26 protein-coding genes and 2 pseudogenes are annotated in these 26,618 nt (G+C 69.8%); 13 read left to right on the top strand and 15 right to left on the bottom strand.

Annotation, left to right across the window (positions count from 1 at the left end; all coding sequences use genetic code 11):
• Nucleotides 1–643: 643 nt before the first annotated feature.
• The 4 genes from DIZ27_RS05350 to DIZ27_RS05335 all read right to left on the bottom strand — a co-directional run bounded on the left by DIZ27_RS05350 (nucleotide 644) and on the right by DIZ27_RS05335 (nucleotide 2,996).
• Nucleotides 644–994, bottom strand: coding sequence for a helix-turn-helix transcriptional regulator (locus tag DIZ27_RS05350; RefSeq protein WP_109377330.1), 351 nt, complete (start codon nucleotides 992–994; stop codon nucleotides 644–646).
• A gap of 9 nt (nucleotides 995–1,003) precedes the next feature.
• Entirely contained in the window at nucleotides 1,004–1,390 is a 387-nt protein-coding gene (locus DIZ27_RS05345) for a type II toxin-antitoxin system RelE/ParE family toxin (protein WP_109377118.1), read from the bottom strand.
• Nucleotides 1,391–2,362: 972 nt separating this feature from the next.
• Nucleotides 2,363–2,491, bottom strand: a complete 129-nt coding sequence (locus DIZ27_RS46860) for a hypothetical protein (protein WP_258308248.1) — start codon at nucleotides 2,489–2,491, stop codon at nucleotides 2,363–2,365.
• A gap of 211 nt (nucleotides 2,492–2,702) precedes the next feature.
• On the bottom strand, nucleotides 2,703–2,996 hold the full coding sequence (locus DIZ27_RS05335) for an AbrB/MazE/SpoVT family DNA-binding domain-containing protein (protein ID WP_109377328.1): 294 nt from the start codon (nucleotides 2,994–2,996) through the stop codon (nucleotides 2,703–2,705).
• A 542-nt stretch (nucleotides 2,997–3,538) separates the two neighbouring features.
• Here DIZ27_RS05335 and DIZ27_RS05325 point away from each other — a divergent pair.
• Nucleotides 3,539–4,195, top strand: coding sequence for a DUF6461 domain-containing protein (locus DIZ27_RS05325; RefSeq protein ID WP_109377116.1), 657 nt, complete (start codon nucleotides 3,539–3,541; stop codon nucleotides 4,193–4,195).
• A gap of 430 nt (nucleotides 4,196–4,625) precedes the next feature.
• On the opposite strand, the gene DIZ27_RS05315 is transcribed toward DIZ27_RS05325, so the two are convergent.
• Complete coding sequence (locus DIZ27_RS05315; protein ID WP_109377115.1) at nucleotides 4,626–5,234, bottom strand: peroxiredoxin-like family protein; 609 nt, start codon at nucleotides 5,232–5,234, stop codon at nucleotides 4,626–4,628.
• Nucleotides 5,235–5,304: 70 nt separating this feature from the next.
• Here DIZ27_RS05315 and DIZ27_RS05310 point away from each other — a divergent pair, with 70 nt between their 5' ends.
• Together DIZ27_RS05310 and DIZ27_RS46855 are read left to right on the top strand one after the other, a co-directional pair.
• Entirely contained in the window at nucleotides 5,305–5,919 is a 615-nt protein-coding gene (locus tag DIZ27_RS05310; RefSeq protein ID WP_109377114.1) for a TetR/AcrR family transcriptional regulator, read from the top strand.
• 506 nt (nucleotides 5,920–6,425) lie between these two features.
• A pseudogene (locus tag DIZ27_RS46855) lies at nucleotides 6,426–6,542 on the top strand (IS3 family transposase); the annotation flags it as partial.
• A gap of 70 nt (nucleotides 6,543–6,612) precedes the next feature.
• Here the strand turns inward: DIZ27_RS46855 and DIZ27_RS45590 are convergent.
• From DIZ27_RS45590 to DIZ27_RS46850, 4 genes and pseudogenes are all read right to left on the bottom strand, one after another.
• Nucleotides 6,613–6,771, bottom strand: coding sequence for a hypothetical protein (locus tag DIZ27_RS45590; protein ID WP_181383408.1), 159 nt, complete (start codon nucleotides 6,769–6,771; stop codon nucleotides 6,613–6,615).
• A gap of 43 nt (nucleotides 6,772–6,814) precedes the next feature.
• Entirely contained in the window at nucleotides 6,815–7,921 is a 1,107-nt protein-coding gene (locus tag DIZ27_RS05305; protein ID WP_219933591.1) for a glycosyltransferase family 2 protein, read from the bottom strand.
• 250 nt (nucleotides 7,922–8,171) lie between these two features.
• The gene (locus DIZ27_RS05300) at nucleotides 8,172–8,480 is read right to left on the bottom strand and encodes a transposase (protein WP_181383396.1); all 309 of its coding nucleotides are present in this window, start codon (nucleotides 8,478–8,480) and stop codon (nucleotides 8,172–8,174) included.
• Nucleotides 8,481–8,788: 308 nt separating this feature from the next.
• Nucleotides 8,789–8,931, bottom strand: a pseudogene (locus DIZ27_RS46850) (trehalase-like domain-containing protein); the annotation flags it as partial.
• A gap of 334 nt (nucleotides 8,932–9,265) precedes the next feature.
• Here DIZ27_RS46850 and DIZ27_RS05290 point away from each other — a divergent pair.
• The 4 genes from DIZ27_RS05290 to DIZ27_RS05275 all read left to right on the top strand — a co-directional run bounded on the left by DIZ27_RS05290 (nucleotide 9,266) and on the right by DIZ27_RS05275 (nucleotide 13,130).
• Nucleotides 9,266–9,682, top strand: a complete 417-nt coding sequence (locus DIZ27_RS05290; RefSeq protein WP_109377111.1) for a hypothetical protein — start codon at nucleotides 9,266–9,268, stop codon at nucleotides 9,680–9,682.
• Nucleotides 9,683–9,687: 5 nt separating this feature from the next.
• Nucleotides 9,688–10,647 carry a polyphosphate kinase 2 family protein gene (locus DIZ27_RS05285; RefSeq protein ID WP_109377327.1) on the top strand — a complete coding sequence of 320 codons (960 nt, stop codon included), beginning with the start codon at nucleotides 9,688–9,690 and terminating at the stop codon, nucleotides 10,645–10,647.
• A 188-nt stretch (nucleotides 10,648–10,835) separates the two neighbouring features.
• On the top strand, nucleotides 10,836–11,297 hold the full coding sequence (locus DIZ27_RS05280) for a cation-translocating P-type ATPase C-terminal domain-containing protein (protein WP_309074843.1): 462 nt from the start codon (nucleotides 10,836–10,838) through the stop codon (nucleotides 11,295–11,297).
• 33 nt (nucleotides 11,298–11,330) lie between these two features.
• The gene (locus DIZ27_RS05275) at nucleotides 11,331–13,130 is read left to right on the top strand and encodes a SulP family inorganic anion transporter (RefSeq protein ID WP_109377110.1); all 1,800 of its coding nucleotides are present in this window, start codon (nucleotides 11,331–11,333) and stop codon (nucleotides 13,128–13,130) included.
• Nucleotides 13,131–13,622: 492 nt separating this feature from the next.
• Here DIZ27_RS05275 and DIZ27_RS05270 read toward each other — a convergent pair whose 3' ends face one another.
• The 3 genes from DIZ27_RS05270 to DIZ27_RS46845 form a co-directional block, all read right to left on the bottom strand.
• Entirely contained in the window at nucleotides 13,623–14,132 is a 510-nt protein-coding gene (locus DIZ27_RS05270; RefSeq protein ID WP_109377109.1) for an inclusion body family protein, read from the bottom strand.
• An 80-nt stretch (nucleotides 14,133–14,212) separates the two neighbouring features.
• The gene (locus tag DIZ27_RS05265) at nucleotides 14,213–16,093 is read right to left on the bottom strand and encodes a thiamine pyrophosphate-binding protein (RefSeq protein WP_109377108.1); all 1,881 of its coding nucleotides are present in this window, start codon (nucleotides 16,091–16,093) and stop codon (nucleotides 14,213–14,215) included.
• Entirely contained in the window at nucleotides 16,090–16,761 is a 672-nt protein-coding gene (locus tag DIZ27_RS46845) for an FAD-dependent oxidoreductase (protein ID WP_258308247.1), read from the bottom strand. The genes DIZ27_RS05265 and DIZ27_RS46845 overlap by 4 nt, the downstream gene beginning before the upstream one ends.
• Before the next feature lie 355 nt (nucleotides 16,762–17,116).
• On the opposite strand from DIZ27_RS46845, the gene DIZ27_RS05255 reads away from it, so the two are divergent.
• The 3 genes from DIZ27_RS05255 (at nucleotide 17,117) to DIZ27_RS05245 (ending at nucleotide 19,632) form a co-directional block, all read left to right on the top strand.
• Complete coding sequence (locus tag DIZ27_RS05255; protein ID WP_109377107.1) at nucleotides 17,117–18,118, top strand: NAD(P)-dependent oxidoreductase; 1,002 nt, start codon at nucleotides 17,117–17,119, stop codon at nucleotides 18,116–18,118.
• A 165-nt stretch (nucleotides 18,119–18,283) separates the two neighbouring features.
• Nucleotides 18,284–18,979, top strand: a complete 696-nt coding sequence (locus DIZ27_RS05250; protein ID WP_109377106.1) for a glycosyltransferase family 2 protein — start codon at nucleotides 18,284–18,286, stop codon at nucleotides 18,977–18,979.
• Nucleotides 18,976–19,632, top strand: coding sequence for a DUF2064 domain-containing protein (locus tag DIZ27_RS05245; RefSeq protein ID WP_109377105.1), 657 nt, complete (start codon nucleotides 18,976–18,978; stop codon nucleotides 19,630–19,632). Before DIZ27_RS05250 ends, DIZ27_RS05245 begins: the two co-directional genes overlap by 4 nt.
• Nucleotides 19,633–19,758: 126 nt before the next feature.
• Here DIZ27_RS05245 and DIZ27_RS05240 read toward each other — a convergent pair whose 3' ends face one another.
• Together DIZ27_RS05240 and DIZ27_RS05235 are read right to left on the bottom strand one after the other, a co-directional pair.
• Entirely contained in the window at nucleotides 19,759–20,265 is a 507-nt protein-coding gene (locus DIZ27_RS05240; RefSeq protein WP_375231929.1) for a hypothetical protein, read from the bottom strand.
• Nucleotides 20,232–21,467: a molybdopterin-dependent oxidoreductase gene (locus DIZ27_RS05235; RefSeq protein ID WP_109377103.1), complete on the bottom strand. Its 1,236-nt coding sequence runs from the start codon at nucleotides 21,465–21,467 to the stop codon at nucleotides 20,232–20,234. Before DIZ27_RS05235 ends, DIZ27_RS05240 begins: the two co-directional genes overlap by 34 nt.
• A gap of 161 nt (nucleotides 21,468–21,628) precedes the next feature.
• Between DIZ27_RS05235 and DIZ27_RS05230 the strand changes: the two genes are divergently transcribed.
• A complete protein-coding gene (locus DIZ27_RS05230; RefSeq protein ID WP_109377326.1) occupies nucleotides 21,629–23,047 on the top strand; it encodes a hypothetical protein in 1,419 nt (472 codons plus the stop codon).
• A gap of 394 nt (nucleotides 23,048–23,441) precedes the next feature.
• Here the strand turns inward: DIZ27_RS05230 and DIZ27_RS05225 are convergent, their stop codons facing one another.
• Nucleotides 23,442–23,993, bottom strand: a complete 552-nt coding sequence (locus DIZ27_RS05225; RefSeq protein ID WP_109377102.1) for a hypothetical protein — start codon at nucleotides 23,991–23,993, stop codon at nucleotides 23,442–23,444.
• 175 nt (nucleotides 23,994–24,168) lie between these two features.
• On the opposite strand from DIZ27_RS05225, the gene DIZ27_RS05220 reads away from it, so the two are divergent.
• Nucleotides 24,169–25,410 (top strand): Twin-arginine translocation pathway signal, encoded by a 1,242-nt coding sequence (locus DIZ27_RS05220; protein WP_109377101.1) that lies wholly within the window; start codon nucleotides 24,169–24,171, stop codon nucleotides 25,408–25,410.
• A 2-nt stretch (nucleotides 25,411–25,412) separates the two neighbouring features.
• Nucleotides 25,413–25,733, top strand: a complete 321-nt coding sequence (locus DIZ27_RS05215) for a 4a-hydroxytetrahydrobiopterin dehydratase (protein ID WP_109377100.1) — start codon at nucleotides 25,413–25,415, stop codon at nucleotides 25,731–25,733.
• Nucleotides 25,734–26,618 lie beyond the last annotated feature (885 nt).

Here is a 26,618-nt window from a genome sequence, read left to right as displayed (position 1 = left end):
TCTGGGTCACAGACATGCGGCACCTCCCACACAATGTTGGTGATGTATGGAGAAGAACACGTCACCAACATCTACGAGTCCACGCCTGACCGTCGGTCTACAGTCGCAACGGACACTTCAGGTAAGCGCGGCAGACGATGCCGGCCGGTCGGCGAGAAGCGCCACGTACACGTATTACTCAGCCGCTGGTGGTGCCCGTGCCCATAGCGTGCCCGTAAGAGCGGACAACCACGGTCAGCAGCGGTGTGCCAGACCCATGAAACAGCGTCAGCGCAGCGAATCGACGCAGGTCAGCAGCCATCCGGCCATGCGAGCGCCGTCGCTTCCCAAGCTGAGAGCGCGAGTTCGATTCTCGTCACCCGCTCCACAACGAATCCCCAGGTCAGCGGCCTGGGGTTTGTGTTTTGTCGCTGGCTCTTCGGTGCGTTTGCACCATCGTGCACTCGAAGATGGGGCACGCGGAGGGCACGGATGCTTAGTTGAGACCAGCCAACCACTGCTCCTCACGCCAGTGCGTGCCGCTGACCTGCGGTTTCACGTCAAGCTATGCAAGATCAAACAGGGAGAGCCCTCAGCCTGATGTTCCCCGAAAACGCTGCCGAACGGTGCGTCGCATGCACTGCGCGCAAAGCCTTCGGGCCGGCTACGCCGCCGCGCTGCCCTGATCGCCACTTGCCGGCATCCGCAACATGTGATCACCGAAGTCGGCAACCAGGTCCAACCTGCCGCCAAGCGCCTCGACGTAACGTGCGATGACATCGAGAGTGGCGGCCTCACCGTGCTCGATCTGGGATACACGAGCGATGCTCACACCCATACGGGCAGCCACGTCCCTCTGGGTCAGCCTGTACTGATTGCGCGCCTCGGCGAGTTGATGACCACGGGCTTCCGCCAGCAGACGACGCGAACCATCTTCCACCTCAGCGGGATCCACACCGGCCGAGTACAGCTCCTGCTCCAGGGTCTCCCAGTCCTGTGGGGCCTTCTTGGGCATGCTCACTCCTCAGTCCTCCGTGTCACCGGTGTAGTCGCGGTAGAGCTGTTCAGCCAGAGGAATGTTGTCGCGGTACCAACGATCCCAGTTTCCCGCCTTATCGCCGCCGAGGAGTAGCAGGGCCGAACGAGTCGGATCAAAGGCGAAGATGATCCGGATCTCGGACCGGCCACCCGATCCCGGCCTCAGCTCCTTGAGGTGATGCAGGTCCGATCCCTTCAGCCGGTCTACAAGAGGACGGCCCAGAGTGGGACCAGCGTCACGCAGTGCGGCAACGGCCTGGGCAACCTGAGAGGCAGAACCGAGATCCCCCTTGATCAGCTGCCGGAACCACTCCGCGTACTCATCGGTGACCTTGATCGCCCAGCTCAAGACGACTCCCCTCGACACCGGCATGAGCAGCTTAAGGTTTTCCTTAAACGACGGCAAGTCAACTGTTCCGGCACTGGCCCCGCTGGCAGGACTCCCTCATGAACCACCACTCCTGGTGGGAGGCCCCGCATCTCTCACCACGCTCAGAAGCTCACGCCACGCACGAATAACGGCGCCCACGTCCAGCAGGAGTTCTCGCACCTGGCGGAGCAGCACGCGCATCACGAACAGTCCTACGGCGGCGCCCCATCCCACGGTGATCCACCCCATCGGGCTGCCTCCTCGCCCCGGGCAGCAGGGTCCTCGCCATGAGGGCTGAGGTCTTTACCTGGAGAGGTAAATCTCTCGATCTTGAGTCGCGGTATCTCGCCGCGCCCACCGCCGTGGGCACCACGCTGCCCGTCATGGAGATCAAAGTCTGCAGGGTAGAACCGGCATTTTGTGATCTTGCGAACCAGGGCAGGGGACCGACATCCATGTACAGTCGCGACGCCCCCTCAGTCGACCTACGCGTCGACGAGCCCGAGCACGGAGGAGGCGACATAGGCACGGCACTCGTCCACCTCACAGCGTCGTGCCCATAGCGTGCCCCTCAGAGCGGAGAACCACGGTCAACAGCGGTGCCACCAAGCACTCACACCTGCAGTGGTACAACAAATCTGTGCAGGTCAGCAGCCATGCGGTTACCCAAGCGCCGTCGCTTCCCAAGCTGAGAGCGCGAGTTCGATTCTCGTCACCCGCTCCACACTGAAGGCCCAGGTCGAAGACCCGGGCCTTGCTTGCTGACCTCAAGTTTCCACGCCCGGCCGGCGAGTCATCCTTGAGTTCGCTTCCGTGGTCCACCGACTCGCGTACCGACATGATGGAGATACGCGATCACAGCCACACGGGTATCAACCCACGCAGCCACCGGGCCGGCCGAGTCGGACACGAACCTCAGTGGGATGACACGGGAGCGACCCACGCGTGCATCATCAGTGGGCCGCTCCCGGCTCCTCAGGCGGGCCCGGGATCGAAGATCTCGTGTCCACCGACCCGGCGCCAGATGACGTGCGGCTCACCTTCACGGAGTTCGTCTCCGTACTGCCAGGTGGCACGCCCGTCGGGGGCCCAGGTCATTTCCATGACCGGGCGCTCTCCGTCAGGGAGCCTGACTCCCTGAACCGGCTTGATCCGGAGGCCGGGCCGAAACTGCCCCGTCGCAACATCCGGTACGAACTTGTTCCGGACGATGTCCGCGAACCTCTCTCGCTCCCGCGGAAGGAGCTTCTTGAAGTCGCGGTCGAAGCGGGCAGTCGTCGTGAAAGTCGGCAATGGGCCTCCCAGGGGGTCGAGGTCAGCTCTCCTTGTTGAGGTGCGCGAACATGCCGTCCACGTCCTCGTGGCGGGTCGTGCGCCCAGCCGCGATGTCCTCGCTGGCCTCGCGCTCACCGGCCTGCCACCGCTCCGTCCAGAACCATGCCTGGTCGGTGCGGATCTTCCTCAGTCCGTGAACCTCGACGACGCCGGCATCGTTGATCTCGAACTCAATCTCGTCACCTGGGGAGACCCCCAGCGCCTCGCGCACGCCTGCGGGTAGCGTCAACTGCCCCTTGTCGCGCACGCTGGCCTGGAATGTAGCCGCAGCCATGGATGACCTCCCGCTCTCACCTTCCATGTCTCCTTCGCTACTCAGGCTACCCATGATTTAGCTAAATCACGACTCTCCGACTCTCCAACTTTCCCACAGTCCGCCATCGCCGATAGTAACCAGACAAACACGGCCTTCCCGTGGACTGGCTCCTGCTTCGAGGCTCGGCTCCGCCCCTGATGACGGTCCGCGCGCGCCGGCTGACGGTCCTGGGCGTGTTGTCCAGAGACATCGACAGGGAGATCGCCCAGCCAGGAGACACCAGCGCCAAGCTCCCCTGCCTGGTGCGCATCACCCCGGACCCTGAACTGACGAGCCACCACTTCGCGGACCGGCCGTGTGGACGCGTTCACAATCGGAAGAAGTAAGCGCCCACGAACAAACCCTCTACCTGCGGTTTCTCCGCCGGGAGGGGGCTTTTCGCTGCCTCAGGTCCACACGCCTGCCCGATCCGCGGGCCGGCGTGAGGGGCCGTGATCACTCGCGCCAAAGCAGCTCCCGGCCAAAGTCGCTACGCCGACCGCTCTGTAGGGTGCGGCACCATGACTCCTGACGCGCCTCGGAGCCCGAAGTCCAGCGGCGCTGCGAAGTGGGAGGGCCTTGTCGCCCGATACGCGTGGGCCGACGCCGACGAGCCTGATGCGTACACCTTCTCCGTGGTTGCGGGGAAGACGGAGGACGAGGTGATCCGGGCGTTCGGTGGCGATCCTGGAGCGTCACGGCTGATGACGTTCGCCGAGACCGTCGAAGAGCAGGCAGCTCACCTCTATGAGGACTACGAGCTGCTTCGTGTGCTCACCGCCGACCGACGCGTCATCGCCATCGAATGGGGTTACCACGGCAGCATCCCGGAGATCGCCGGACGAACGTCCGCTGACGGAGGCGAGTTCTTCAGCGTCCACCGGAGCGTCAATGCCAGGTACCAGGTCATGCACGCCCTCGACGGCCACGTGGACGGCATGTTCGACCCCTTCGAGCTGGAGGACGCGGCCTGGATGGATCCGGAGCCGGGCGTCCCCGCCTGGGCGGAAGGGGTCGTCTTCCACATGGAGTCCCTGTGCGCCGAGTCCTTCGCGCTCCTGGAGCGCACCATGGGCGTGGCCGTCGATCCCGAGTGGATGGGCATGGCGCTTCGTACCGTGCGGCTCACTTCACCCTCCGGGCTCTTCGGCCGATCGGAGGCGGCGTGGTTCCCATGAGCACGGCTGCGATGAGCTGAGTGTGCTCCGAGAAGCCGTGCCGCACTCGGCGCGTGCGGTGGCTGTCATCATCGTGGGGTGGCAGGCAGGCAGCTACCGGCGGGTTGGCCCCTGGAGGAGATCCGCAAGGTCTCGGGCGACGATGAGGCCACGCCTCTCGATACCGATCGCGTCGTGATGGGCCGGCCCGAGGCGAGCGGCTCCACCCCGAAATCGTCTTGGGGTTCCACGGACTCTGTCCGGTGAAAGCCGTCAACGACGATGACTGGTACATGGGCAGCCTGAACGATGACGGCAGCGTCACCTGCTGGAGTGCCTACGGCGACCTCCACGAGGCGCTTCGCGGCCTGTAGCCCGACGACACTTGTTATCGGCTGGACGGCAACGCCCGTTCGGCACCGAGCTCGACCGCTCCCGCGCCGACCGCCTCCTAGTGTTCGGCATCGGCCACCCGGTCGATCGTCTGTGCATCCCTGCGGGCCGCCAGTTCCAGCAGTTCGTCGACCGACCACTGGTCGTAGACGTGCTCGCCGTACTTGGCGGTGAGGACGCGGCCGTCAGGCGCGATGAGGAAGTCGGCAGGAAGGCCGAGTCGGCCGCCGTGCGGGCTGGTGGAGGGCAGGTGCTCCCGCCCGCGGACGACGTTCCCAACGCCGCTGAGGACCGCCCGGACGACCGGCCCCCAGGCTCGCGGGCTGAGCAGGGCCCGGGGCGACCGTTCCACGCCGAACTCCGCGTACAGCCGCCTGGCCGGGTCGGCGACGACGGCGAACGGGAGGTCGGCGGTGTGGGGCGCCAGTTCCTCGGCGGGTGAGTGGAAGACCACGACCTCGCGCACACCGGCGGCCTCTATCTCCCGGTGCCGCCGTACCACCGACCGCAGGTGCAGGTTGCAGACCGGGCATCCGGCGAAGCGCCGGAACTGGAGGTGGATCAGACGGTCGGGGTCGGGGACGGCGACCTGGTCGCCGGAGACGGCGGTGAGGCTGCGTTCGTCCACGGTGGAGCCGGGCTCGATCGGACTGCGGGACATGCGCATGAGCGTTCCCTCCGTAGGCGTATGCCGTACACCTACCAGCGTAGGCGTATGTCGTACGCTGTCAACCGTCATGCCACGCCCTCGCTCCCTCACCCCCGATCAGCTCGCCTCGGCCGCTCTCGCCGTCATCGACCGCGACGGGCTCGCCGGGCTGTCGATGCGCGCCGTCGCCCAGGAGCTGGGCATGAGCACCATGGGGCTCTACCGATACGTGCGCGACCGCGAGGAGCTCGAAAGGCTCGTCGTCGAACTCGTACTGAGCGCCGTGGACACCGAGCCGCCGGATCCCGGCGCGTCATGGCGCGAGCAGGTCGAGGTCTTGGTGCGGCGCCTGCGCGACACCGTGGGCGCCCATCCGGAGGTCGTCCCCCTCACCATCGCTCACCGGCACCACTCCCTTGGGGTGCTGCGCTGGGCGGAGACCGTGCTCGCGGTCCTCACCGAGGCAGGTGTCGAGGGCGAGCGGCGGGTCGTCGCTCTGCGCGGCCTGCTCAGTTATGCCATCGGAGCGATCCAGCTGGAACACCTCGGGGCCCTGTCCGGTCCGGGGACGACAGCCATCACCGAGCTGTCGCCCGCCGAGTTCCCGCACATGATCGAGACCGCCCGAGACGCCCGGAACGTCGGTGCCGACCAGGAGTTCCTGGGAGGACTCGCCCTACTGCTCGACGGTCTCGGCGTGTGAGACGGTCGATCCCGCACTCCCTCCGGAGCGATACCCGTCGACGACCGCGCCTGGCGGGTGCGGGCGCCCTCACCCAGCGCGGGCAGCACGCGGAGGCAGGCAAGTAAGCCGGGGCCGAGCACCGGCTGTTGGCAGGAAGCGCGAGCGTCGATCCCCTGGCAGGGGCGCACTTCACCAGAAGGGCCGTGCGCTCGCGAAGTCTCCCCGAGCCGGCCCTCCGAACCAGCCGGGCCAAGCGCAGAGCACGTTCGTACAGGCGCTCCGCCCGCCGTGCTTCGAGACCGTGCCCACAGCGTGCCCGTTGGAGCGGACAACCAGGGTCGACGGCGGTGCGGTCAGCCCCTTGCAACGGCGTCGGCATCACGAACCCACGCAGGTCAGCCCCGTGCAGGCGCCCAAGCACCGTCGCTTCCCGAGCTGAGGGCGCGAGTTCGATTCTCGTCACCCGCTCCACGAAGAAGGTCCAGGTCACCGACTTGGGCCTTAAGAAGCGGTCGCAGCACGGCAGGCGGTCCGGGCCGCCGGTGCACGGCGATCTCGTCCGGCGTGACGTCACCGCGAACGCGGTGAACGAGCTGTGGCTGGCGGACATCACCGAACATGCCACCGGAGAGGGCACGTTGCCGTGGCGGGCGGCCAGGGTGGCCGCTCCCAGGAGCAGGAGGGCCACCACGGTCGGCTTGCGGATCACGATCAGGAGCGGCTCCGGCCCCGGGGCACGATCCGCAGCACAGCGGTTCCCAGGGCCACCAGGGCGAAGGCCGCCAGGCTCAGCCACACGCTGGTCATCAGTCCGATACCGGTGGAGGCCAACGCCCCACCGCCCATGGTCGTTGCAGGGTTGTTGTACAAGGGTTCCTCCGAAATGATCTCTGACGGTTTCTGAAGCGACCTGCTACCAGGCGCGCTCACGGCGGAACACGGAGTCCAGGTACGCCTTGGTTTGGCAGGCCTGGAGCAGGAAGTCGAAGAGCAGCTCGTACATGGACGCGGCGAGCAGCATCCGCTTCCAGCCGCGCTCCCGTACGGTCACAACCCGCTCGATCACGAAGACGAGCGAGACCCAGAGCCAGAACTCGTGCACGTGGAACGAGTCCGAGGCCAGGGAGTAGGTGATGGTTGCCATGTACACGGCGGTCACGAGGAGGCCGGCCATGCTCAGGAGCTGACGGCCCCAGTAGCGCCACGTGATGCGCGTCAGGCCGTACTGGACGCAGTTCTCCACCGCTCCCCGCTTCCAGCGCAGTCGCTGGTCCCACAGGGCCTTCCAGGTCAGCATGACCTCGGTGGTGAGCGTGCAGTCCTCCGGCGAGAGCACCTGATGGCCCAGGTGCAGCACCGCGAAGGTCAGCTCGTTGTCCTCGGTGAGCACCGAGGTGTCGTAGATGCCCCCGAGCCCGTCCCCGGCCGGGAGACGGCCCTTCAGGCGGGCCTGGGAGATCTGCCGCAGCACCTGCACCCGGAACATGGCCGCCGTGCCGGTGAGCACCAGGCACTTGCCGCCCAGGCGCTTCACGTCCCGCGAGTAGCGGGCGTACTCGTTGCGCTGGAGGTGGCCCACGAAGCCCCCGCCGGGTCCTCCCCGGAAGGTGCCGCCCACTCCCCCGTAACCCTTCGCGAGGTGCTCCACCCCACAGGCCGCGAAGCCGGGATCCAGGGCGCTGTCCGCGTCCGTCACGAGGACCACGTCGTCGTCGTGCAGATCGGGCAGCAGGCCGGCCAGGGCCTGGTTCAGCCCTCCGGCCTTCTTGTGCCGGTTGCCCCGGGTCTCGAAGACCTCGGCCCCCAGGGAGTCCGCGATGGCCACGGTGGCGTCGGTGCAGTTGTCCGCGACCACGATGACCCGCTGCGGGGGCACGGTCTGCCCGTACAGCCCCTGGATGGAGTCCGCGATGGCGTCGGCCTCGTTGTGGGCCGGGATCAGGGCGATCACGTTGCGGATCTCGGCGGGCTCCAGGCCCGATCTTCGATGCTTCCCCATGGGTGCCTTCTGTGGAGTCATCCTGAGATGGAATCGGCGGGGGCCCGGAAAAGGACACGGTGGCCGGTTCATCCCTTTGGTCTCGTGCGGCTGCAGGACGGGCACGGAGGTGAGGTTGATGCCGTCGAGTTCGCTGCGGAGCCGGTCCTGGAGGCTGTTGCCGGCCGGCGCGACGACCGCAGTGGACCTTCCCTCCTATTGGGGGAGGGGATGTGCAGTTCCCGGGGTACGGGCTCGACCCCCAGACGCGGGTGCTCGTCGATGAGCACTCTCACCTGGGCCGGGTCGGGTCGATCCGTGCGGCGAAAAAAGCCGGTGCCGTCCGCAGGACCTCGTTCGCCCGGCGCAGTTCCCGCACTTCGCGCCGCAGCCGGGCCAGTTCCTCCTTCTCCTCGGTGGTGGGCAGGTCGCCCCACTCGCCGGCATCCGCCCCGGCCTGCCGGATCCAGCCGCGCAGGGCCTCGGGATGCGCCCCGAGTTCCTCGGCCATACGGCGGATCACGGGCTTCGGCTCGGCCGTGCGGTCCCTCCGCACCGCACGCTCGCGCAACTCCAGCGGGTATTTCCTCGGGGCAGGCATCGTCTGGGCTCCTTTCACGAGACCCATCTGACCCTCTGTCACGCAACTCCGCATCTCGGGGGAAACTCAGTCTGGACGGCGTCGTAACCGCGAACGACCTGCAGGCAGGCCGCCACCGTGAACGACACGCCCATGAGCAGCAGCCACTGGATGTTCTGGGTGACCAGTCCGAGGTCCGAGGTGCGGTGGTGGAACAGGCGCAGGGACAGCAGCGGCTCTTGGCCGGGCGCCTCCTTGGCGCGGGCCGAGCGGAAGAACCACCCGAGCACGAGGGCGCCGACGACCAGCAGGGCGACCGTGAGCCAGACGTTGTCCAGGAGCGAGGCGAAGACGCTGGGCGAGTCGAAGCGGGGCGTGCACCACCAGTCGATGGTTCCGCCGGACGACACCAGGGCGGCGGTTGAAGATCGCCGACCAAGCCGTGCTCCGCTGTGGGCGGGTACCGGTCCACGTGCTCTCCCTGCCCGGTCCGACGCACTGCGACAGCACAGGCAGGCACACGCCGGCGACCTGTCCGCGCCAAGCCTTCGACAGCGCCGCGACCGCCGCCCCACCCATCGCGGGTGAAACCGGAAGCGGACGCGGGGAACCGATGACGAGTTCCCTCGATCAGCCGCCCGGCCGCGGTGCCGGGGCCTCTTCCCCTCCACGGCTTCCCGTCCCCGGCCTCAGGGGGCGATCTTGTCCGGGCGCGCGGACAATGAGCGCGAGGGATCCTGGCGCGGCTGTGGCGGGATACGCGGTTCCGCGGTCCGGAGGTCGTGGGACATGGGACGAGTGCGGTCATGACGATCGAAGAGCAGACTCCTCACGTCGCATGCCTTCCCATCAAGGGCATGCGTCGCCGCCCCGAGCCGGTGGAGCGCGCTGATCCGGCAGCGTCGCCGCACCTCCCGTCACACGGCTCGCATGACGAACTCCTGTCCATCGGGAACACGGTGGCGCGGCTGAGCACCGCCCGTCCCTCGGTCGACGCGGTCACCGCCCGTCCCTCGGTCGACGCGGTCACCGTCGAGGCGACGGTCAGGGCCGCGTACGACTCGTTCCGGCAGGCCAGGGTCGGAGTCCGCGTCCCGATCCCGGTCGAACGCCGGTCCCGCAGGGTGCTCCGTGCCGCCGACCGCACCGCCTCGGGTCGGGCCATCGACGGCAGGGCGGCCTCCGAGACGCGCCGTGCTCACCCCGGACCAGCGAAGGACTGATCGTGATGTCGGACGAGAGAGTCGAACGCATCGCGGATTTCATCGGGCCACTCCGGGTGAAACCGGGGTCGAAGGTCCGCCTGGAGCGGGACTTCGATCCTCGCTACAAGGCCGGTCTGAAGAAGCGGGACGGGATCGAGCTGCTGCGGACCGGGGTGTCGCTGCTGGCCGAGTACCAGGAGCGGCTGGCCGCCCAGGGCACCTACGGCGTACTGCTCTGCCTCCAGGCACTCGACGCCGGAGGCAAGGACGGGACGATCCGCCATGTGATGAGCGGCGTCAATCCCCAGGGCGTACGGGTCAGCAGCTTCAAGGTGCCCTCCGCCGAGGAGCTCGACCACGACTACCTGTGGCGTTACGTCCAGCGGCTGCCCATGCGCGGCGAGATCGCCATCTTCAATCGCTCGCACTACGAGGAGGTTCTCGTCGTACGGGTCCACCCCGAGAACCTCGTCCGGCAGAAACTGCCGGACGACACGCGCGGACCGGACATATGGGAGCGGCGCTATCGGGAGATCAACCACTGGGAGCGCTACCTCACGGACAACGGGTTCAAGGTGGTGAAGGTCTTCCTGAACCTGTCCAAGGAGGAGCAGCGCACCCGTTTCCTGAAGCGGATCGACCGGCCGGAGAAGAACTGGAAGTTCTCCGCGGCCGATGTCCGGGAGCGGCGCCGGTGGGACGACTACCAGCACGCGTTCTCCGAGATGCTGTCGGCCACGAGTACGAAGTGGGCGCCGTGGTACGTCGTGCCGGCGGACCGGAAGTGGTTCGCACGGATCTGCGCGGCGGCGATCCTCGTGCACACCCTGATGGACATCGATCCTCAGTACCCCGATGTCGGGGAAGAGGCACGGAAGGAACTGCTCGTCACCAAACGGGAGTTGGAACGGGAAGCCCCCGCCGGGGCGTCGGCCGACCCGTACGCCGACCGGCATCCGTCGGCCAGGAAAAAGCGCGGCTAGGACCTGTCGGACCAGCGCGCGACCGGCCCGGACGCATCCGCGGCCGCGGATCGGGGCACGGATCGGGGCGCGGATCGGAGGAAGAACGATGACGGCGCGTTCGAGTTCCGTGGGGGAACAGCCTCGGGTTTCGGGGGACGGCTGGTACGCGCGCACTCCCGAGGAGGTCGTGGCGGCGTTCGGCGTCGATCCGGCGGTCGGTCTCTCCGCGGCACGGGCCGCGTCCGCGAGGGGAGTCGGTGCTCACCCGGCCCGTACTGCCCACGGTCGGAATCGGCGGGCTGGCGATCACCGTCGTCCTGCTCGGACTGATCAAGCTCGGTCAGACCCGCTCCGACAGCGTCGGGACCGGTCAGTCGATCGCGTTCACCGCCTTCGCCCTCTGTCTGATCGTGGCCGCCTTCGAGTGCCGCAGCGAAAGGGATTCGGTGCTGACGACGTCCACCTTCGACAGCAAGCAGATGAACTGGGTGGCGCTGACCCAGTTCGTGCTCGCGGTGCTGGTGACCCAGCTGGACGGCTTCCGCCGCATCCTCGGGACGACCCAGATCAACGCGCGGCAGTTCGGCTGGGCGCTGCTGGCCGCCCTCGCACTTCTGCTCCTGTGGGAACTGGGCAAACTCCTGGCCCGTAGGAGCCGCAGCGCCTGACGCGCGCGGCGGGGCAGACCGGAAGGACGATCCGTGACGACCCAGCGCAGGAACCGCAGGCTTCTCTCCCGGTTGCGGGCCGTTCCCGGGATCCGTGCGGTGTCGTCCTACCGACGCGAGTGGCTGGTCAAGGACCTGGTCGCGGGAGTCGTCCTGACCACGCTGCTGGTGCCGCAGGGCATGGCGTACGCCGAGTTGGCGGGCCTGCCGGCCATCACCGGCCTGTACACGACGATTCTCTGTCTGATCGGTTACGCGGTGTGCGGGCCGTCCCGGATCCTGGTGCTGGGGCCGGATTCCTCGTTGGGGCCGATGATCGCCGCGACCGTGCTGCCCCTGGTGGCGGCGGACGGGGACCCCGACCGGGCCGTCGCGCTGGCATCGATGCTCGCGATCATGGTGGCGGCCGTCATGATCCTCGCCTCGGTGGCGAAGCTCGGCTTCATCGCCGATCTGATCTCCAAACCCACGATGATCGGCTACATGAACGGCCTGGCCCTGACCATCCTGATCGGTCAGCTGCCCAAGCTGCTCGGCTTCAAGGTCGAGGCGGACAACCTGATCGGCGAGTGCGTCGGCTTCGTACAGAAACTCGCCGACGGGGCGACGGTGCCGGCCGCCGCCGCGGTCGGCTGCTCCGGGGTCGCGCTGATCCTGGTCCTGCAGCGCCTCCTGCCGAAGGTCCCCGCGGTGCTCGCGATGGTGGTCCTGGCGATCGCCGCGACCACCGTCTTCGACCTCGGCGGGCACGGCGTCAACCTGATCGGAGAGCTACCCGAGGGCTTCCCGCCGTTCACGATCCCCGATGTCCGACTCTCCGACCTCGCGCCGCTGTTCGGCGGTGCGCTGGGCATCGCCCTGGTGTCCCTGGCCGACACGATCTCCAACGCGTCGGCCTTCGCGGCCCGCACGGGGCAGGAGGTCCGCGGCAACCAGGAGATGGCCGGGGTCGGTGTCGCGAACCTGGCGGCCGGTCTCTTCCAGGGCTTCCCGGTCAGCACGAGCGGATCCCGTACGGCGGTGGCGGAGCGCGCGGGGGCCAGGAGTCAGCTCACCGGGGTCGTCGGGGCAGCGCTCATCGTCCTCATGCTCGTGCTGGCTCCGGGCCTGTTCCGCAACCTCCCCGAGCCGGCCCTTGCCGCCGTGGTCATCGCCGCGTCGCTCTCCCTGGCCGACATCCCGGGGGCGGTACGGCTGTGGCGGCAGCGCCGGGCGGAGTTCCTGCTGTGCCTCGCGGCCTTCGTCGGCGTGGCCCTGCTCGGCGTGCTGCCCGGGATCGCCATCGCCGTGGCCCTGTCCGCCCTCAACGTCTTCCGACGCGCCTGGTGGCCGTACAACACCGTGCTGGGGCGGGTACCGGGCCTGGAGGGCTACCACGATGTCCGCTCCTACCCGCAGGCCGGGCAGCTGCCGGGCCTGGTGATCTACCGGTTCGACGCCCCGCTCGTCTTCGCCAACGCCAAGGCTTTCCGAGACGAGATCAGGAGACTGGCCGACGCGGACCCGCGGCCGACCTGGATCGTGATCGCGGCGGAGCCCATGACCGACGTGGACACCACTGCCGCCGACGTCCTGGAGGAACTCGACGAGCACCTCAACGCCCAGGACGTACATCTGGTGTTCGCCGAGCTCAAGGACCCCGTGCGGCGCAAGATCGAACGGTACGGGCTCACTCGTACCATCGACCCGCGGCACTTCTTCCCCACCGTGGAGGCCGCCGTCGCCGCCTTCCGCCTGCGCACCGGGGCGGAGTGGACGCCCCTCACCACCACCGAGCCGCCCGCCGAGCTCCCACCCGACGCCGCTGCTCCTCCGCCCGCCGACGAGCAGTGATCGCCGTCCGGGTGGGAGGAATCCGGTTTCGAGAGGTTGCCGGTTGCCGGTCGCGCACGCAAGGTCAGCCGTACGGCTCCCGCCGACGTGTCATCCGGGAAAGCTCCCCCACGCGGCCTGTGGTGCCGCCGAACGACACGAGCCGAGGCCGTGCCCCATCCGCGCCCGTAAGACCCGTAAGACCCGTAAGACCCGTAAGAACGGACAAGCGCGGTCGACAGCGGTGCGACCAGGCCCGCGCAACGGCGTCGACGCCACGAATCCACGCAGGTCAGCAGCCCTACGGCCACGCAAGCGCCGTCGCTTCCCGAGCTGGGAGCGCGAGTTCGATCCTCGTCACCCGCTCCGTGATGAAACCCCCGGGTCAGTGGCCTGGAAGTTTCTCTCCTGTCTGCACCACTCCCCCGCTCGCGTGGGAGTGGTCGTCTCCGCACAGCGGCACCCTGACGGTGAGGGCGGTGGCCGGGCCGGCCGCCGCCCTCACCCGAGGCGTCAGGGGTTTTCGATGGTGATGAAGGGGTCCCACTGGAAGTACCCCTTCAACTGCCGGTGGCGGTCCAGGATCTGGAAGGAGAAGTGGTACACGACCTTGCCGGCCCTTTTGACGGTCGTCCGCCAGTAATGGTCCTGGTAATTCTGCGTCACGAATTCCGGCCTGCCCTCGGCCCCCTCCTGCGGCATCGGGTAGATGCCGTCGATCACCTCGATCTCCGGCGTCCTGATGAGCACGTGGCTGCTGTCGCTGCTCACGTACTTGTACAGCAGTGCCTTGTAGTCGCTGCTGAGCGACAGCGTCGTCTCGCGCCACCTGATGCTGTCCCCGGGTTCGGCCCGGAGGTTCAACTCGGCTCCCGACGTGCCGATGATGTGGTCCTGACGCGTCGTCATGTAGATGAGGCGGTGGTCGACGTACGTCGGCGCGTCGGGGTTCCTCGACGCGTTGGGGTTCTGCTCGACGATCGTGGCCGCGTCGAACGCGATCAGTACGTTGAGATCAGCCATTTCCTGCTCCTTCGAACACGAGGATTCCCTGGGACACGCCGTCTTGACGCGCCCTTTTTCCCTCCCGCATCTCCGGCCCGTCAGGCCGTCGAGGTGGGCTTCGGCACCTTGTACGCCATCGCTCGCGGGTAGTCGTGCCGGCGCAGACGGACGCGGACCAGCAGCGGTCCGGCGTTGACCGGGTCGGCCGGGTCGGCGAGACGGGCCAGCAGGGCGTCCAGCTCGGAGGTGTCCGCGACGACGACCCCGTTCGCCGGGGTGTCCTTGCCGGCGAAGACGGCCGCGAGGCGGTCGTAGTGCCACGGATGGAGGACGTTGTAGAAGTCCGGGCCGTCGGAGCCGGTGGAGTCGGTGGAACCGGTGGGGCCGTCCGAGCCGGTGGGGCCCGGCTCGGCGTAGTAGGACGGGTGGACCAGCATCTGCTCGATGCCGTAGAAGTGCCCGTTGTCCATGACGAACACCACCGACCGCAGCCCGAGCCGGGTGTGGGTGGAGATCTCCTGACAGGTCTCCTGGAAGGCGCCGTCGCCGACGAACACCATCGGGCGGGCGGGCGTGCGCTCGGGGGCGAGCGCGGCGCCGGTGGCCGCGCCGACCGACCAGCCGATGGACAGCCAGCTGACCTGCGACAGGAACCCGCCCGCGGGCAGGGACAGGTTCATCGAGCCGATGAGGGAGAAGGCGGCGTCGGAGACGACCGTCCAGTCCTCCCGGGTCTCGTGGCCCAGGAAGTGGTTGATCCGGTCGAACACGCCGTCGTAGCTGAGCCGTTCGACGTGCCGGAACGAGCCCGGGACGCGGAGCGAGGCTCGGTGGTGCTCCAGGCCGGCGGGGCGGTGGCCGGGTGCGCCGTGGTGGGCGTGGGCCTCGGCGTAGTAGTCGGCGGCCAGCCCCCCGGAGCCGTAGTCCTTCACCAGCGCGTCCTGAAGGGCGGGCAGCAGCTGTTCGAGCCGGACGTCGGGGAAGTAGGAGGTGCCGACGCTGACGCCGCCGTTCGCGGCCATCACCCAGTCGCCGCCGACGCACTGCTCACCGCCGAGGTTCTTCGAGGTGGACCAGGCTCCGAGCCCGATCCGGCAGGTGGCCCAGTCCTTGAAGACCCAGTGCACGTCCGGGTGGCTGGCGTGGCCGTTGTAGACGCCGTGGAACTGCGGGTGGTCCTCGTCGACGACGGCCTTGGCGCCGACGGTGGTGCAGAACGGCACTCCGGTGGCCTCCACCAGATCGGTGAGCCGCCCACCGAGGAAGAACCGGTCGATCTCCTCGCCGGCCCACACGATCGGGCGGGACCTGCCGTCCGGGCCGGGATGCTCCTCGATCAGGGTGAGGATCGCGTTCACGGCACCGTCCAGCATGGTCTGGTGGTGTGCGCCGAACGGCCGTTCACGGCGGAGGATCGGCCCTTCGGGCCTGGCGCAGGGCTCGTCCCACAGGTCCTCCATGACCTCCAGGTAGACCGGCCTGCGCTCGGAGAGGCACGCGGTGAGCGCGGCGTCGATCTGGCCGGGGGCGCGGCCCGGGTGGGAGATGACCTGGGCATCCACGGTGACCTGCCGGTAGACGTCCAGGTTGCTCTCCGGGCGGGGGCTCATGTGCGAGGTGAGCATGCCGAGGGCGCGGTAGTTCTGCCACTGCTCGTAGGGCGGGGAGGCGTTGACGGCGACGAGGGGGACCCGTTCGACGTAGGCGCCGCCGCAGGCGTTGAGCAGGTTGAACGCGCCGACGCCGTAGGTGACCGCGGCCGCGCCGATGCCGTGGAGGCGGGCGTAGGCGTCGGCGGCCTGGCCCGCGCCGCCCTCGGTGGGGGTGCCGACCCATTCGATGCCGCCCTCGGCCCGCAGGGCGGTCAGGAACGGACCGAGGTGGTTGCCGGGGACTCCGAACAGGTGGGTGATGCCCAGCTCGGCCAGGCGCAGGGCGAGGTAACGGGCGACCGTGCACCCGGGGGCGATCGCGGTCACGGGCGGTCCTCCTCGCTCGGGCCCGGCGTGGTCACCGGCGGGGCCTGGTGGACGGCGACGGCGGCGCGGACGGCGCTCTCCGGGGCGCCCTCGATCCAGGCGTGCTTGAGGGAGGTCTGCTCGCCGGCGAAGCGCACGGGGCCTTCGGGCCGGGAGACGTCCCAGTGGAAGTCGGTCGTCCGGTGCGCGGTGTAGACGGCGGCGTCGTCGGACCAGCAGTACGAGGCGAGCACCACGTCTCCGGTGCTGCCCTCGCCCCGGTGTGAGGGGTGGTACGTGAACCGGCGGGGGTTGTCGGTGGCGGAGCCCCCGCCGAAGCAGTGGGTGGCGGGGCGGACCGCGGGACCGCGCAACGGCATGGTGCTGTTGGGCCGCCGCATCTCCTCGGTGACGCCGCCGTCCTTGACCGCGGCACCGAGCAGGCCGGCGTCCGCCCCGGTGAGCGTGAGGGTGGGTTCGGTGTCCGCCTCGGTGCTCAGTCGGTGGAAGAGGATCTTCTTGCGCGGGTGGTGGGTGGGGCCGAGGTGGCCCGTGTCGATCAGGGTGTGGAGACAGCCGAGCTTGAGGTCCTCGTCGTCCGGCCCGACGAGGAGGAGTTCGCGGGCAAGCCCGGGACAGGTCTGCCGGCGCGCACGGGTGGCCGAGTTTTCCCGTGAAATGTCGGTCATGGCTTGCGATCGTAGAGATAGAGAAACGGTTTTCCGGTTCCCCCGGCAGACAAAGTCCAAAAAACGCCGATCGCATCGCTCGACGAGAATTCGACTTTCTCGGGTTCCCCTTGACGGACGACAGGTTCACCAGGGACGGATGAGGAAAGAGAAACGAAGCCGAATCGATAATCCACTCACGGAATGCGGAAATCCTGGTGCCTCACCGGTGGTGATCTCGTCGGCCGACCGGGCCGGAAAGGACGCCAGGACGGCGATTTTCCGCCCGGTCGACGCACCCACGTACGGCTTGCGGAGTCGTGGCATACGGGCGCGGTCCCGTGGTGCGGCGCCGGTGCGGACCTAACGTGACCGCATGCGCGTACTGGTCACCGGCGGTGCCGGGTTCATCGGGTCCCGTGTCGTCGCCGCGCTCCGGGAGCGCGGACACGAGCCGCTCGTGTTCGACGTGCGGGAGGATCCCGGCGCCGACGTGCGGGACCCGGCTGCCGTCGGCCGCGCCCTGTCCGGTGTGGACGCCGTGTGCCACCAGGCCGCGATGGTCGGGCTCGGCGACGGGGTCGCCGACGCGGCGGAGTACGTCTCGCGCAACGACCTGGGCACCGCCGTGCTGCTCGCCGCCATGGCGGAGGCCGACGTCGGGCGCCTCGTGCTGGCCGGGTCGATGGTCGTCTACGGGGAGGGGCGGTACGAGTGCCCGCGGCACGGGGTCGTACGGCCCGGGCCGCGTGCCGTCGCCGACCTCGACGCGGGCCGGTTCGATCCCGCCTGCCCGGTGTGCGGGCACGGCCTCTCCCCCGGCCCGGTCGGCGAGGACGCCCCGGCCGACCCCCGGAACGTGTACGCGGCGACCAAGCTCGCCCAGGAGCACCTGGCCGCCGCCTGGGCCCGCTGCACCGGCGGGTCGGCGGTGTCGCTGCGCTACCACAACGTGTACGGCCCCGGAATGCCCCGCGACACCCCGTACGCCGGTGTCGCCTCCTTCTTCCGCTCGGCGCTCGCCCGGGGTGAGGCACCGCGTGTGTTCGAGGACGGGCGGCAGCTGAGGGACTTCGTGCACGTCCGGGACGTGTCGGCGGCCAACGCGGTGGCACTGGAGGCAGAGGCCGCCCGGGGCGTGCTCACGGCGTACAACACCGGCAGCGGTGAACCGCACACCGTCGGCGAGATGGCACGGGCGCTGGCCGCCGCCTACGGCGGGCCCGAGCCGGTCGTCACCGGCGAGTACCGGCTCGGGGACGTACGGCACATCACCGCGGACTCGTCGCGGCTGCGGGCCGGGCTGGGGTGGAGGCCGGAGGTCGGTTTCGAGGAAGGCATGACGGAGTTCGCGCGGGCCGGAACGCGGGGGGCGTAGGACCGCGGCACCACCTCGAAGCGGCGACCGCCGGGAACGTCGCGTACGGCGGCCCGGCCCTGGTGCGCCTGCACGATCCCCCGAACGCCACCCTGGCTCCGAAGGCCCGCGTTTCACAAGGAGCGGAAGTCCGGTATGCCCGGTTCGCACCCGTAGGGTACGACCGTGACGACGGCTCCTTCGGACGTCGACGTGGTGCTGCCCTGCCTGAACGAGGCCGAGGCCCTTCCCTGGGTGCTCGAACGGATCCCGCCGGGCTGGCGCGCGCTCGTCGTCGACAACGGTTCCACCGACGGCTCGGCCGAGGTCGCCCGCGCGTGCGGCGCGACCGTCGTGCACGAGCCGCTCCGGGGCTTCGGCGCCGCCTGCCACTCCGGGCTGACCGCCGCCACCGCCGACGTGGTGTGCTTCTGCGACGGCGACGCCTCCCTCGACCCGTCGCTCCTCGTCCCCTTCGTCCGCGAGGTCCGGGACGGCGAGGCCGACCTGGTGCTCGGCCGCCGGCGTCCGCGGGGCCGGGGCGCGTGGCCCGCGCACGCCCGCGCCGGCAACCTCGCACTCGCGCGGATGCTGCGCCGCCGCACCGGGCTGCGCCTGCACGACCTCGGTCCCTTGCGCGCCGCCCGCCGCGAGCCCCTGCTCGCCCTCGGCCTCACCGACCGGCGCAGCGGCTATCCGCTCCAGATGGTCGTCCGCGCGGCCGACGCCGGCTGGCGGATCGCCGAGCACGACGTGCCGTACCTGCCGCGCACCGGTGCCTCGAAGGTGACGGGCACCTGGCGCGGCACCTGGCAGGCCGTACGGGACATGAGCCGCGTGTTGAACGAACCTCCCGTGCACGGAGGAGGAACCGTCCGTTGACCACGATCCTCGTCATCGCCAAGGAGCCGCGGCCGGGCCGGGTCAAGACCCGGCTCACCCCGCCGTTCACGCCTGGTCAGGCGGCGGAGCTGGCCGAGGCGGCCCTCGCGGACACCCTGCACGCCGTGGCGGCCGCACCTGCCTCCCGGCGCGTGCTCGTCCTCGACGGCACCCCCGGCCCCTGGCTGCCGCCCGGCTTCGACGTCGTACCGCAGTGTGCGGGCGGGCTGGACGAGCGGCTGGCGGACGCCTTCGCGTGCTGCGACGGCCCTGCCCTGCTCATCGGCATGGACACCCCGCAAGTGACGCCGAAGCTGCTCACCGTGGACTTCGCCGACTGCGACGCCCACTTCGGCCCGGCCGAGGACGGCGGCTTCTGGGCCCTCGGCCTGGCACGCCCCGACCCCGCCCTGCTGCGGGGCGTGCCCATGTCGACCCCGGTGACGGGAACGGCCCAACGGAACCGGCTCCTCACCGCCGGTCTGCGGGTGCGCGACCTGCCGCCCCTGCGCGACGTCGACACCGCCGCCGACGCCCACGCCGTCGCCGCCCTGGCCCCGCACGGCCGCTTCGCGGCACGGCTGGCCCGGTGCACGGCGGTCGCGGGGCCGGATGCGCGGCCGGTCACGGGGGCCGACCCACCGAACGACTGACCGGACTCCCCACCGAACGACCGGACTCCCCCTCGGCCCCGGCCCGTCGCGGGGCCGACTCCGCCCCGGCCACACCCCGATGAGCCCCCCGCCCACCACCGCCCTCGCCCTGGCGACTGCCGGCCCCTACGCCGCCGTCCTGCGCAGCCGCAGCAGCCGCAGCGTCAGCAGCAGCGCCGCGCCGCCGAAGAGGACGGCGGTGATCAGCAGCCAGCGAGCGAGGAACACGTCCGTCGACAGCCCGGTGCCGATTCGGTAGCGCTGCTCCACCCTCCCGCTGATCAACGGGAACCACACGAGGAGGAGCAGCCCGGAGAGGGCCGCCGGTACGCGCACGTACGGCACCCACTCCCGGCGCCGGACCGCACCGAGCCCCCGTACGACCGCCCGGTCCGCGACCGTGTACAGGGGCAGCAGCACGAGGTCGTGCAGCAGCGCCGCCCCCACGAACCACAGCGCCACGCCGAACCAGTCGTCCGCGAGCAGCCGCACCCCCGCGTAGGCGGCGAGCGCGAACGAGCAGGCGAGCAGCAGGAGTTGCAGGGGGCTGCCGACCGGAAAGCGCAAAAGCCGCGGAAGCCGAGGAAGCCGCAAACGCATCACAGGTCTCCGAACGTCATCCGGGCCACCCATTTGGTGTTGAGCACACCGGGCGCGGCGGGCACGATGATCCGCGCCGGGTGGCCGTGGTCGGGGGACAGCTCCTCGCCGTTGACGTACAGGGCGAGCAGGGAACGCGGGTCGGCGACCTGGTTGGCGCGCAGGGCGGCTTCCCGGAAGGCGCCGCTGCGCTGGAGGGACTCGACGAACACGTCCGGCGGGTCGTCGTACCCGACGAGCGCGGCGAGGTCGCGCAGCCGCACCCCGCGCCACCACTGGTCCGACGTCGACCAGCCCTCCACGCAGGCGATGGGCAACGCCGCGCTGTACTGGGGGAGCCGGAGCAGTTCGTCCCGGCGGAGGCGGACGGTGCCCGTACGTCCCGTGACGACGAGCCGCCACACGTCCCGGCCCGTCTCCGCCGCGTCGATCCCGGCGTACGCGGCGGTCTTGTTGATCTGGAAGCCGTTCGGGCCACTGCCGGGATCGGCGCCGCCGTGCGGTGCGAGGAGGGCGGTGCGCCGCAGCGGACCGTCGAAGTTCTGCCCCACCGTGGTGGCGAACAGCAGCAGCGAGCCTCCCCCGACGAACCACAGGGCGCCCCGCCGGGAGAAGGTCGGCTCGGCGGGGCGCGGGGACACCAGGTCGTCCTTCTCCTCCCGCAGGTGCCGCAGATTGCGCAGCGCCGTGGGCATCTTCAGCAACACGTGGACGACGAACGCGGCGAAGAACACCCACGCCCCGTAGAAGTGCAGCCGGTAGAAGGAGCCGGGGAAGACGTAGTCGAGCTGGATGTTGAGCACACCGGTCACGAACTGGAACAGCGCGCCGCCCACCAGGAGCAGCAGCGAGATCCGCTCCAGGGCGTGCGCGAGCGAGCGGGCCGGCGGCAGCGCGAACAGCCTCGGCACCACGGACCACAGCTTGGCGAGCAGGACGGGGATCAGGGTGATGCCGAGGGTGACGTGGACGCCCTGGTTGAGCCGGTACAGCCAGTGCGGGTCCGTCGGCCAGGCGAAGAGGTAGAAGCCGAGGATCCCCTTGTCCGGCGTCTTGTCGTTCACGGGCGACAGATCGGGGTTGTAAGCGGCGTACGAGACCAGGCCCGTCACGAACAGCACGGTGATGCCGGCGAGCAGGACGAGGCCCAGCACCGAGGTGAACCAGGGACCGCGCAGGGGGCTGCGCCAGAAACCGGGCGAGGAGGGAAGCCGTGGGGCGTCGGGGTCGCGCATGTCCCGACGGTAGGCCGCGACCACCCCGCGAAAGGGTGAGCGGCCCCTGACGAAACGCTGACACCTGGCCCGAACGGCGGTCCGGGACCGGCCGGGCGGCCTAGCGTTCCGGTGTGATCCGCCCCCTGCCCTCCACCGAGCCCGGCACCGAGCACTCCGGCGTGCCCCGTGGCCCGGGCCGTGACCTGTGCGCGGCCGGGGCCGCCGTGCTGCTCGTGACGACGGCCGTGCTGGTCGGCCGCCACATCCAGGGGACCAGCCGTACGCTGTTCGCCGACTGGCCGCCCCTGCTGGCGTCCTGGAACCCCCACCTCGGCCCCGGCACTCCGGCGGCCGTCCTGGTGGCGATCGCCACCGTGGCGTACGGCCCCGTCCTCGCGGCCCGTCTCCCCTGGCGGGCCCTGCTGCCCCTGACGTGGGGCACGGCCACGGCGTGGACCTGCTCCCTCGCCCTGGTCGACGGCTGGCAGCGGGGCATCGCCGGCCGGCTCACCACCCCCCACGAGTACCTCCAGGTCATCGACCGCTTCCACGACATCCCGGCGGCACTGCGGGGCTTCACCCGGCACATCCTGCTCGGCTCCCCCGACCACTGGCCCGCCCACATCGCCGGCCACCCGCCCGCGGCCACGCTCACCTTCGTCCTGCTCGACCGGATCGGGCTGCGGGGCGGGGGCTGGGCCGGGATGTGGTGCATCACCGTCGGGGCGACGGCCTGCGTGGCCGTGCTGGTCGCGGTCCGCGCCCTGGCCGGCGAGAGACTCGCGCGAGGGGCGGCGCCCTTCGTCGTCCTGGCCCCGGCCGCCGTGTGGATGGGCACCTCGGCCGACGCGTACTTCGCGGCGGTGGCCGCGTGGGCGGTGGCGCTGCTCGCCCTGGCGGTCACCGGGCGGTCCCCGTGGTGGGCGGGGGCGTCCGGGCTGCTGTTCGGCCTGGCCTGCTACCTGTCGTACGGCCTCACGCTCGTCGCGCTGATCGCGGCGGCGGTCATGGTGCTCGGCCGGCACGGGATCCGGGGGCGCCCCGCCCTGCTGGTGCCCCTGCTCGCCGGACTGGCGGTGGTCCCGACGGCGTTCACGCTCGCCGGGTTCGACTGGTGGGAGGCGTACCGCCTGCTGGTCACGCGCTACCACCAGGGCGTGGGCGGCATCCGCCCCTACGGCTACTGGGTGTGGGCCAACCTCGCCTGCACGGTGCTCGTCACGGGCCTGGCGACAGCGGCGGGCCTGCGGCGGACCGGTGCGGTGCTCCTCCGGCGCCGTCGCGGTGGCACCGGCCAGGCGGCCGAGGCCCGCCTCGCCCTCCTCGTGTCCGCCGCCCTCATCGCCCTGCTGATCGCCGACCTGTCCGGCATGAGCAAGGCGGAGACGGAACGCATCTGGCTGCCCTTCACCCTGTGGCTGCTCCCGGCGTGCGCGTTCCTCACCCTCCCCCGAGCTTCCGGCTCCTCCCCCAAGTTCTCGACTTTGCTCGAACAGGGGGGACCCCCACGAGCAGGAGGGCCCCCCGTCCGCGCTTGGCTCACCGCCCAGGCGCTGCTCGCCCTGCTCCTCAACCACCTGCTGCTCACCCGGTGGTGACCGCACCCGAGGATGCGGAAGCCTGAGGCCGTGACGATCGCCGTGACGGCCGGGGGCGACTGTCGACGTGCCGCCGGTACAGCTCTCCACCAGCAAGAGGGGAATGCCGAGCGGCACAGTTCGAGGCCGTGCCCCGTCCGTGCCCGTAAGGGCGGACAACCACGGTCAACAGCGGTGCGACCAGACCCATGAAACAGCGTCAGCGCAGCGAATCGACACAGGTCAGCGCCCATCTGGCCGCGCAAGCACCGTCGCTTCCCAAGCTGAGAGCGCGAGTTCGATTCTCGTCACCCGCTCCACGAAGAAGGCCCAGGTCAAAGACCCGGGCCTTTCTGCTGTCCGCTGATGATCGGGCGGGGCGTGTCAGAAGCGTGCCTCGCACTCCCCTCGCCACTCAGATCATCTCTGTGTCTTCGGTCATGCGATGCGCCCCGGCCGCGATCAGTCGTGCCACGCTCAGCGGCGGGCAGAGTGCGGTCGGCGACGGCATCGGGACAGACCAGTAGGAGGCGGCCCCGCGCTCCGGGAAGTCGACGAGGTCAGGACGCGGCACTCCGAGGTAGGTGCCCCGACCGAGGCAGTCCACGTCCTGCGTGTGCCAGTCGTCCACCGCCGCGCGCCACGTCCTGGGCATCCCGGCGGGAACGAGGGCGTAGTACCGGGGGCCGTGCGGGTCGCAGATGACCGGACCGCCCCGCAGTGCCTCGTCGAGGAAGGTGTCGACCTCTCCGGGATCGGCGGTCTCGGCCACCGCGTTCACGAGGCGTCCCGGAATCCGTACCGCCGAGAACAACGCGCCGAGGGGAAGCAGCGTGAGGCCCTGCTCCTGCCACTCCGCACGGGCCCGGCCGGGGGAAGGATGCGCGGACAGCAGCCAGTGCTCGGTGGCCAGTCGGCGGTCGGCAGCGCAGCACTCGATCACGCCGAGCCCCGTCTCGACCGGCATCAGATCATCTTGCGAGCTCACCCTGGGCGCTTGCGCCGCTTCTCCTGCACGTTCTGTAGTCACACCGCGATGATGAGTGAGCAGACAGGCAGGGACCCAGGCCGTGCCGTGGCCATGCGCGGCCACAGCGCGGCCATGGCCGGAGGTGAGCGTAATGACACCACAGACTGGGCGCATGGGTCGCAACGACGCACTGCGGGCGGCGAGGCTGCGGGTGGGCTGGCGCACCGTCGAGCAAGCCGCCACCCGAATCACTGAACATGGTCAACGGCTGCTGGACGACCGCCACTTCACGGTCTCGGCGCGTACGTGGCGGCGGTGGGAAGGTGAACGCCCCGGGTGGCCGCCCGAAGAGACCGCCATCGTCATCCACGATGCGCTCGGCCGCTGGCCGGAAGATCTGGGCTTCACCACACCGCCCGGGTGGATCCGGCCGGAACATCAGGAGGAGCAGGTGAAACGCCGCACGTTCGTCTCCGTCACCGCTGCCGCGCTCGTCCCCGGCCCGGTCGCCTCGCAGTACGTCGACCCGGCCCTGATCGACTACTTTCAGCAGCAACTCGAAGGGCACTACCGGGCCGACATGTTCCTCGGCCCCCACGACCTCATCGGCACCGTCTCCGCTCAATACCAGCTCATCGACAAGCTGGTCCGCTCGGCGAAGGGCGAGACCCGACGCGGCCTGCTTCGGGTCGGTGCCGCCTACGCGGCCCTGGTCGGGTGGCTGTACCAGGACGCCGGTGACATGCACGGCGCTGCCTTCTGGCGCGGCGTCACCCATGAGATCGCCGTACGCTCCCGGGAGCCACACCTCGTCGGCTACGCCCTGGTCAACCAGGCTCAGGTCCGAACCGATCTCGGAGACGGACACGCGGTGGCCGACCTGTGCGAAGCCGTACTCGAGGACTCGCACCTCCTGGTACCAAAGGTACGCATCATGGCCATGCAGCAGCAGGCCCACGGTGCCAGCCTCACCGGCGACCGCAACACCGTCGACCGGCTCATCGACCAGGCGGACGGCCTGCTCTCGCGCGTGGACGACGACCTTCCTTGGGGGAACGCCTGCCGCCGTACGCCGGGCTACCTGGAGGTGCAACGCGCAACCTGCTACGGGCGGCTGGGGCTCGGTCAGGAGGCAGTGGCACTCTGGGACCAGATCCTCACCCTGATCCCTGAGACGGCTCGGCGGGACCGAGGTGTGTACCTCGCGCGCCATGCCACGGCCGCGGCCCACGCCGGCGCTCCCGACCAGGCGTTGGAGATCGCGCAGGCCGCCATCGGCATCGCCGCGGAGACCGGATCCGCTCGGATGCGCAGAGAGCTGCTTACTCTCCAGCAGGCCATGCAGCCATGGCAGGATGCCCCCGTCGGCCGGGACCTTCGGGACGCCCTGGCGCCCGTGACCGAGGAGAGCTGAGCATGGCAGAGGCACCAGTGCCGCTGAGCGAGGACAAGATCGAGGCGGCCCTGCGGGACGCCCCCGGTTGGCGACGCGACGGCAACGAGATCACACGCACCTTCGGCATCCGCTACCACGGCGGCGTCGCAATGATCGTGCACGTCGCAGACATCGAACGCCTCATCGGCCACCACGCTGACATCGACCTGCGATGGGACCGGGTCAGATTCGGCATCACGACGCACGATGCCGGCCACAGGCTGACGGCCGCCGACTTCGACCTGGCCCACCGCATCGACGCCATCGCACAAGCACACGGCGCGGAACCACTCGACGCATGACAGCGAACGCCGCACAAGCCCCGCACCACAGACTGAGTTACAACTTTCTCTACGGGTTCAAGCCCCGGCTGCGCTCCGCTCCGCCGGGCGCGCTTCCCGGCTCCGCTCCGGGCGCCGCTCCTGCCTTCGGCCCGCTCCGCCCGCGCTGCGCCGACGCGCGCCCACATGTGGATAGGGCCGAGTGCCATGAGTCGATCACCGCACAGAGCGGCCCACGGTCAAAGACGATGCCTCCGGCGGGGGATCGGCCGGCACCGGGATGGAGGGGGCGCCGTCGCCGAGTGCGGGCCCGAAGTAGCGTGCGCGGGGTGCTCCCATCCCGTCCACCGTCGACCCAGGCAGAGCCGAGCAGACGCGGCCCAGGGCGTCCAGGTCGTTCGTACAGTGGCGCGCTCCACCTTGACGCCCTGGACCACGCCCGCTCCACGGTGTGTGGGTCGACGGCGGACGGGATGGGAACTGGGAGGGCGGTGGCGGCGGATCGCTTCCCCTCTCCATTGCCAGTGGGGCGCAGCATTCTGCTTGGTTTGACCCATAAGGACCAGTCACCACAACATGTGCAAGCCCACTTGCCCCCGCATTTAGCAGTCAAGGCGGCCCTCGCCGGTCGCACGCCTTCAGCGCCGCGCAGCGGGATGCTCGATAATCCGTGGCTGGGGCGGCCGGAGCTCCGAGGTTTTGGGCAGCCCACATAGGATTCTCCTACGTCAAGCCGCTGATACCGAGCTCTCAACATCGATGGCCGCTGCGTCCCGGATTCGCCCGTCAATTTAGGGTTCGGATCGTTCCTCCCTATACGGGTACCTGCGGCGTCGCTGCGCGATGGGCTACGCCCACCCTGGACTGCTCGTCCCGATTCAAGCGAGGGCTGACTGCCGGGTAAAT

Origin of the sequence: Streptomyces sp. NWU339, from assembly GCF_003143855.1 — a bacterium.
Classification (GTDB): domain Bacteria; phylum Actinomycetota; class Actinomycetes; order Streptomycetales; family Streptomycetaceae; genus Streptomyces.
This window is presented reverse-complemented; position numbering and strand designations above follow the sequence as displayed.